The organism is Sinorhizobium saheli, assembly GCF_001651875.1.
Taxonomy (GTDB): Bacteria; Pseudomonadota; Alphaproteobacteria; order Rhizobiales; family Rhizobiaceae; genus Sinorhizobium; species Sinorhizobium saheli.
The window spans coordinates 669,760-676,484 of the sequence record NZ_LNQB01000073.1; the positions used below are offsets into that span (position 1 = coordinate 669,760).

Consider the following 6,725-nt stretch of genomic DNA (forward strand, 5'->3'; position numbering starts at 1 on the left):
CGGCACAGCCGATGCGGGCCGAGCCGCAACATCACGAACACGGGACTCGCTGCAGCTTGGCCACTTCAAAGCCCACAATTCATTAAACGTGGTAAACAAGCGGTTAATCCGCCCGATTTTTTAACCATTTGCTGCGCAGCCTGGTGGCGCCAGCGCGGCTGCGCGCCCGGCCGCGGGCCGTTCCCGGCCGCCAGAAGCGCGGATGAAACTTTTGCGACGGAATATTTTTGACGTTTACGCAAACGTCAAATTTTTGTAGCGTCGCGTTGATGTTGCGACACCGGCCGGTCGGTGTACGCTCGAAACAGCAGGAATCGGGTGAGACGCGCGGCGCGGCCCGAAGGGACATCAAGGCGAGGAAAGAATGCCCATCTACAAGGCTCCGGTTGACGACACCCTGTTCATCCTCAACGACGTGCTCGGCATCGAGCGCTATCACAACCTGCCCGGCTTCGCCGATGCGACGCCGGACATGACGGCGGCGATCCTCGGCGAGGCGGCGAAGCTTGCCGAAGAGGTCCTCTTCCCGATCAATCTTTCCGGCGACCAGGAAGGCTGCACGCGCCATGAGGATGGCTCCGTCACCACGCCCAGGGGCTTCAAGCAAGCCTTCGATCTCTATCGCGAGGGCGGCTGGCTCGGCCTTGCCGCGCCGGAGGAGTTCGGCGGCCAGGGCCTGCCTTATACGCTGCACACGGCGGTCGGCGAATTCCTGTCGGCTGCGAACATGTCGCTGATGATGTATCCGGGCCTGACGCAAGGGGCGATCGCCGCCATCCTCGTGCATGGGTCCGACGAGCAGAAGCGCACCTACCTGCCGAAGATGGTCGACGGCACCTGGACCGGGACGATGAACCTCACCGAGCCCCATTGCGGCACCGACCTCGGCCTGCTGCGCACCAAGGCGGTGCCGAACGGCGACGGCTCCTACCGGATTTCCGGGCAGAAGATCTTCATCTCCGCCGGTGAGCACGACATGGCGGAGAACATCATCCACCTGGTGCTCGCCCGCATCGAGGGCGCGCCGGAAGGCGTCAAGGGCATCTCGCTCTTCATCGTGCCGAAGTTCAAGCTGGACGGCGACGGCTTGCCCGGCGAGCGCAACGGCGTTTCCTGCGGCGCGATCGAACACAAGATGGGCATTCACGGCAACGCCACCTGCGTCATGAACTACGACGAGGCGACCGGCTGTCTGATCGGCGCCGAGAACAAGGGCCTCAACGCCATGTTCGTGATGATGAACGAGGCGCGCCTCGCCGTCGGCATGCAGGGGCTGTCGATCGCCGAGATCGCCTATCAGAATGCGGCCGATTACGCCCGCGAACGCATCCAGGGCCGCTCGCTTTCAGGGGCGAAGGAACCGGGCAAGAAGGCCGATCCGATCATCGTCCATCCGGACGTGCGCCGAACGCTGATGACGATCAGGGCCTTCAACGAGGCCGGCCGCGCCTTCACGCTGTGGACGGCGCTGAAATCCGACATCGCGCATCGCTCCGACAGTGAAGCCGAGCGCCAGGCCGCCGACGATGTCCTCGGGCTGATGACGCCGATCCTCAAGGGCGTCATGACCGACAAGGGCTTCGAGCACACGGTCATGGCGCAGCAGGTCTTCGGCGGCCACGGCTATATCGAAGAACACGGCATGAGCCAGTATGTCCGCGATGCGCGTATCGCGATGATCTACGAGGGCGCCAACGGCATCCAGGCGCTCGACCTCGTCGGCCGCAAGCTGGCGATGAACGGCGGCCGCGCCGTCATGGCGCTGTTCAAGGAAATCGGCGATTTCTGCGAGGAGAACCGCGGTGACGACCGGCTTTCCAGCTATACCAAGGCCCTGAAGAAGGGCCTCAACGACCTGCAGGCGGCGACCATGTGGTTCATGCAGAACGCCATGGCCAAGCCCGACAATGCCGGCGCCGGCTCGACCGACTACATGCATCTCTTCGGCCTCGTCGTGCTCGGCTATATGTGGGCGAAAATGGCGAAGGCCGCGGAGGAGAAGCTCGCCGCCGGCGAAACCGCGCGCGCGGACTACCTCAGGAACAAGCTGATCACGGCGAAATTCTTCATGGAGCGCATCATGCCCGAGACGGCGCTGCGCAAGGCCCGCATCGAAACCGGTGCCGATACGATGATGGCGCTGGACGCTGCCGCGTTCTGATTGCAGGCTTATGTAAATTGCGGGTGCAACGCCCGCGAAGGGAGATCAAGAGATGACGAATGTCTTCGTTTACGACCACGTGCGCACGCCGCGCGGCCGTGGCAAGAAGGACGGCGCACTGCATGAGGTGCCGTCCGTCCGGCTCGCCGCCAAGGTGCTCGAGGCAGTGCGCGACCGCAACGGGCTCGACACCTCGACCGTCGACGACATCATCATGGGCTGCGTCGATCCGGTGATGGATGCCGGTGCGGTGATCCCGAAGGCGGCCGCCTTCGAGGCGGGCTACTCGACCAGGGCGCCCGGCATGCAGATCTCCCGCTTCTGCGCCTCCGGCCTCGACGCCGTCAATTTCGGCGCCGCCAAGATCGCGCAAGGGGCGGACGACATCGTCATCGCCGGCGGCGTCGAATCGATGTCGCGTGTCGGCCTCGGCATGTCGGGCGGCGCATGGTTCATGGACCCCTCCGTCAGCCTGCCGGCCTATTTCATGCCGCAGGGCGTCTCGGCCGACCTGATCGCCACCAAATACGGCTTCTCGCGCGACGACGTCGACGCCTATGCGGTGGAAAGCCAGAAGCGCGCGGCACACGCCTGGGAAAAGGGCTATTTCAAGAACTCGGTGGTGCCGGTCAAGGACCAGAACGGCCTGACGATCCTCGACCGCGACGAGCATATGCGGCCCGGCACCGACATGCAGGCGCTCGCCTCGCTCAATCCCTCCTTCCAGATGCCGGGCGAGATGGGCGGCTTCGAGGCCGTCGCCATCCAGGCGCATCCGGAGATCGAGCGGATCAACTATGTCCATCACGCCGGCAATTCCTCCGGCATCGTCGACGGCGCCGCTGCGGTGCTGCTCGGCTCGAAGGCCGGCGGCGAAGCCATGGGGCTGAAGCCGCGCGCCCGCATCCGCGCCTTCGCCAATATCGGCTCCGACCCGGCCTTGATGCTGACCGGCCCGGTCGACGTCACCGAAAAGCTCCTGAAGCGCGCCGGCATGAAGCTCTCCGACATCGACCTCTTCGAGCTCAACGAGGCGTTCGCCGCCGTCGTTCTCCGCTATTGCCAAGCCTTCGACATTCCGCACGACCGGATCAACGTCAATGGCGGCGCGATCGCCATGGGCCATCCGCTCGGCGCCACCGGCGCGATGATCCTCGGCACCGCGCTCGACGAACTCGAGCGCCGCGACTTGAACACGGCCTTGGTGACGCTCTGCATCGGCGCCGGCATGGGCACCGCCACGATCATCGAACGCGTCTGATCCGATCCCGGGAGAGAGAATATGTCTTACACGAACTTCAAGATCGAAACCGACGCGGACGGCATCGCGCTCGTCACCTGGGACATGCCGGAAAAATCGATGAACGTCTTCACCCAGGAGGTGATGGACGAACTCGACGCGATCGTCGATGAGACGACCGCCGACGCCGCCGTCAAGGGCGTCGTCATCACCTCCGGCAAGTCCTCCTTCTCCGGCGGGGCCGACCTTTCGATGATCAAGTCGATGTTCACGCTGCAGGCCGAGGAGAAGAAGAAGGACCCGGCCAATGCCGCGCAGAAGCTCTTCAACCTCGTCGGCCGCATGACCGGGCTCTTCCGCAAGCTCGAAACCTCAGGCAAGCCCTGGGTTTCGGCGATCAACGGCACCTGCATGGGCGGCGCCTTCGAGCTGTCGCTCGCCTGCCACGGCCGTGTCGCTTCCAACTCGAAATCGGTGAAGATCGCCCTTCCCGAGGTCAAGGTCGGCATCTTCCCGGGCGCCGGCGGCACCCAGCGCGTGCCGCGGCTCACCAATACGCAGGACGCGCTGCAGATGATGACCACCGGCTCGTCGCTGACCGCCGCCCGCGCCAAGGCGATGGGGCTCGTGCACGAGGTGGTCGAATCGGAGAAGCTGATCGAGGCCGCCAAGGCGATGATCAGGAACGGGCTCAAAGCCGTGCAGCCCTGGGACGAGAAGGGCTTCAAGCTGCCGGGCGGCGGCGTCTGGACGCCGGCCTCGGCGCAGCTCTGGCCGGCGGCGTCCGGCATCCTTCGCCGCGAGACCTACGGCAACTATCCGGGCGCGATCGCCATCCTGAAATGCGTCTACGAGGGCCTGCAGGTGCCCTTCGACACGGGACTGAAGATCGAGCAGCGCTATTTCACCGAGATCCTGCAGACCACCGAAGCCTTCTCGATGATCCGCTCGCTGTTCATCTCGATGCAGGAACTCGGCAAGGGCGCGCGCCGGCCGGCCGGCGTACCGAAGACGGAGCTGAAGAAGGTCGGCGTCGTCGGCGCCGGCTTCATGGGCGCCTCGATCGCCTATGTGACGGCCGCCGCCGGCATCCCGGTGACGCTGATCGACCGGGACATGGAAGCGGCCGAAAAGGGCAAGGCGCATTCGGAAGGGCTGGTCAAGGATTCGATCGGCAAGGGCCGGCTGACGAAGGAAGAGGGCGAAGCCCTGCTCGCTCGGATCACGCCGTCGGCCGACTATTGCGACCTCAAGGACGCCGGCCTCGTCGTCGAGGCGGTGTTCGAGGACCGGCAGGTCAAGAAGGACGTGATCGAGAAGGTGGAAGCGGTGATCGCGCCGGACGCCATCTTCGCCTCCAACACCTCGACGCTGCCGATCACCGGCCTTGCCAGGAATTCCAGGCGGCCGGAGCAGTTCATCGGCGTCCATTTCTTCTCGCCGGTCGAGAAGATGATGCTGACGGAAGTGATCCTCGGCAAGGAGACCGGAGACAAGGCGCTCGCCACGGCGCTCGACTATGTCGCGGCGATCAAGAAGACGCCGATCGTCGTCAACGACACCCGCGGCTTCTACGTCAACCGCTGTGTCTTCCGCTACATCCACGAAGCCTACGACATGCTGATCGAAGGCGTGCCGCCGGCGATGATCGAGAATGCCGCCAAGATGGCCGGCATGCCGGTCGGACCGCTGTCGCTGAACGACGAGGTGGCGATCGACTTGAGCCAGAAGATCCTGAAAGCGACCATTGCCGACCTCGGCGAAAGGGCCGTCGACCCCAGGCACATGGCGCTGATCGACAAGATGGTCGACGAGTTCGACCGGCGCGGCCGCAAGAACGGCAAGGGTTTTTACGAGTACCCGGCGAAACCGGCCAAGAAATATCTCTGGCCGGGCCTCAAGGAGCTCTACCCGCAGAAGGATGCCGACAAGGTCGACGTCGGCGTGTTGAAGCAGCGCTTGCTGGCGACGATCGCGCTCGAAGCCGCCCGCACCATCGAGGAAGGCATCGTCACCGATCCGCGCGAAGCCGACGTCGGCTCGATCCTCGGCTTCGGCTTCGCGCCCTACACCGGCGGCACGCTCTCCTACATCGACGGCATGGGCGTGAAGACCTTCGTCGAGCTGTGCGAGAAGCTCGCCAGGGACCATGGCGACCATTTCAGGCCGACGCCGCTCCTGAAGGAGATGGCCGAAAAGGGCGAGACCTTCTACGGACGGTTCGATCCCTATGGCGAGGCGCAAAAGGCGGCGTAAGGCTCTGTCCGTCGGCCTGTGCCCCCTTTCCCAGCCCTAACTAGAAGACCCCTCCCCAACCCCTCCCCACAAGGGGGAGGGGCTGCTGGGGCCGCACCGTCTCCGTCTGCAGATCGATGTTTGCGCCTCACGCATAGGCTTGAAATCGCAGGCGATTGCAGCGGGCACCAGGCCCCTCCCCCTTGTGGCACAAGGGGCTTCCCGAGCCGCACCGTCTCTGGCTGCAGATCGATGTTTGCGCCTCACGCATGGCTTGAAATCGCAGGCGATTGCAGCGGGCGCCAAGCCCTCCCCCTTGTGGGGAGGGGTTGGGGAGGGGTCTTGTTGCCTCGCCAGCACTTGACCAGGATCAAGTCCTGAGGCTAGCGGGTGGGCTAAAAGCATGTCGAGAAACCGGAATCGATAGCGATCATGCAGCCGCTCGCCTTCGCCCTTGCCATCCTAGTTCTGCTCGCGACGCCCGGGCCGACCAATACGCTGTTGTGGCTTTCCGGTGCTGCGGTCGGCCTGCGCCGCTCCGCGCGTCTGCTACTCGGCGAGCTCGGCGGTTATCTTCTTGTCATCGTCCCCGCGACAACGCTCGCGGCGCCGTGGCTTGCCGCCCATCCCGAGATCGGCCTCCTGCTGAAGTTCGCCGCCGCCTCGTGGATTCTCCTCATGGCACGTGGCCTCTGGGCTGCGAAGGCGCGCGACGCCGGCGGGCGGCCGATCACGCTCGGCCGGGTCTTCGTCACCACCCTCCTCAACCCGAAAGCGCTGATCATCGCGCTCGTCATCATGCCCCAGGTCGGGCTCGCGGCGATGCTGCCGTGGCTCGCCGGGTTTGCCGCCCTGACCGTGAGCGTCGGCTCTCTCTGGATTGTCGCCGGTGCCCTCCTCGCACGCCTGCCGCTGCAGGCGATCGGGCCGCGGCTGCCCCATCGCATCGCCGCCGGTTGCCTCGTCCTGTTCTCCTTCGGCATGGCCGGCAGCGCGCTCGCCTCCATCCTTTAGGTCGTGTGGACTCTTGGGGATTCCCAAGGCTGAGCAAATCAGATTCAAGACTGTCTTTTGGAGGCAGTCATGGGT

4 protein-coding genes are annotated in these 6,725 nt (G+C 64.8%); all 4 read left to right on the plus strand.

What is annotated here, in order from left to right:
• Positions 1–364: 364 nt before the first annotated feature.
• The 4 genes from ATB98_RS16555 (at position 365) to ATB98_RS16570 (ending at position 6,650) form a co-directional block, all read left to right on the plus strand.
• Positions 365–2,161, plus strand: coding sequence for an acyl-CoA dehydrogenase (locus ATB98_RS16555; RefSeq protein WP_066875547.1), 1,797 nt, complete (start codon positions 365–367; stop codon positions 2,159–2,161).
• Positions 2,162–2,213: 52 nt separating this feature from the next.
• Positions 2,214–3,422 carry an acetyl-CoA C-acetyltransferase gene (locus ATB98_RS16560; protein ID WP_066875548.1) on the plus strand — a complete coding sequence of 403 codons (1,209 nt, stop codon included), beginning with the start codon at positions 2,214–2,216 and terminating at the stop codon, positions 3,420–3,422.
• Between the two features lie 21 nt (positions 3,423–3,443).
• Positions 3,444–5,657, plus strand: a complete 2,214-nt coding sequence (locus ATB98_RS16565) for an FAD-dependent oxidoreductase (RefSeq protein ID WP_066875549.1) — start codon at positions 3,444–3,446, stop codon at positions 5,655–5,657.
• 411 nt (positions 5,658–6,068) lie between these two features.
• Positions 6,069–6,650, plus strand: a complete 582-nt coding sequence (locus ATB98_RS16570; RefSeq protein ID WP_066875550.1) for a LysE family translocator — start codon at positions 6,069–6,071, stop codon at positions 6,648–6,650.
• Positions 6,651–6,725: the final 75 nt, after the last annotated feature.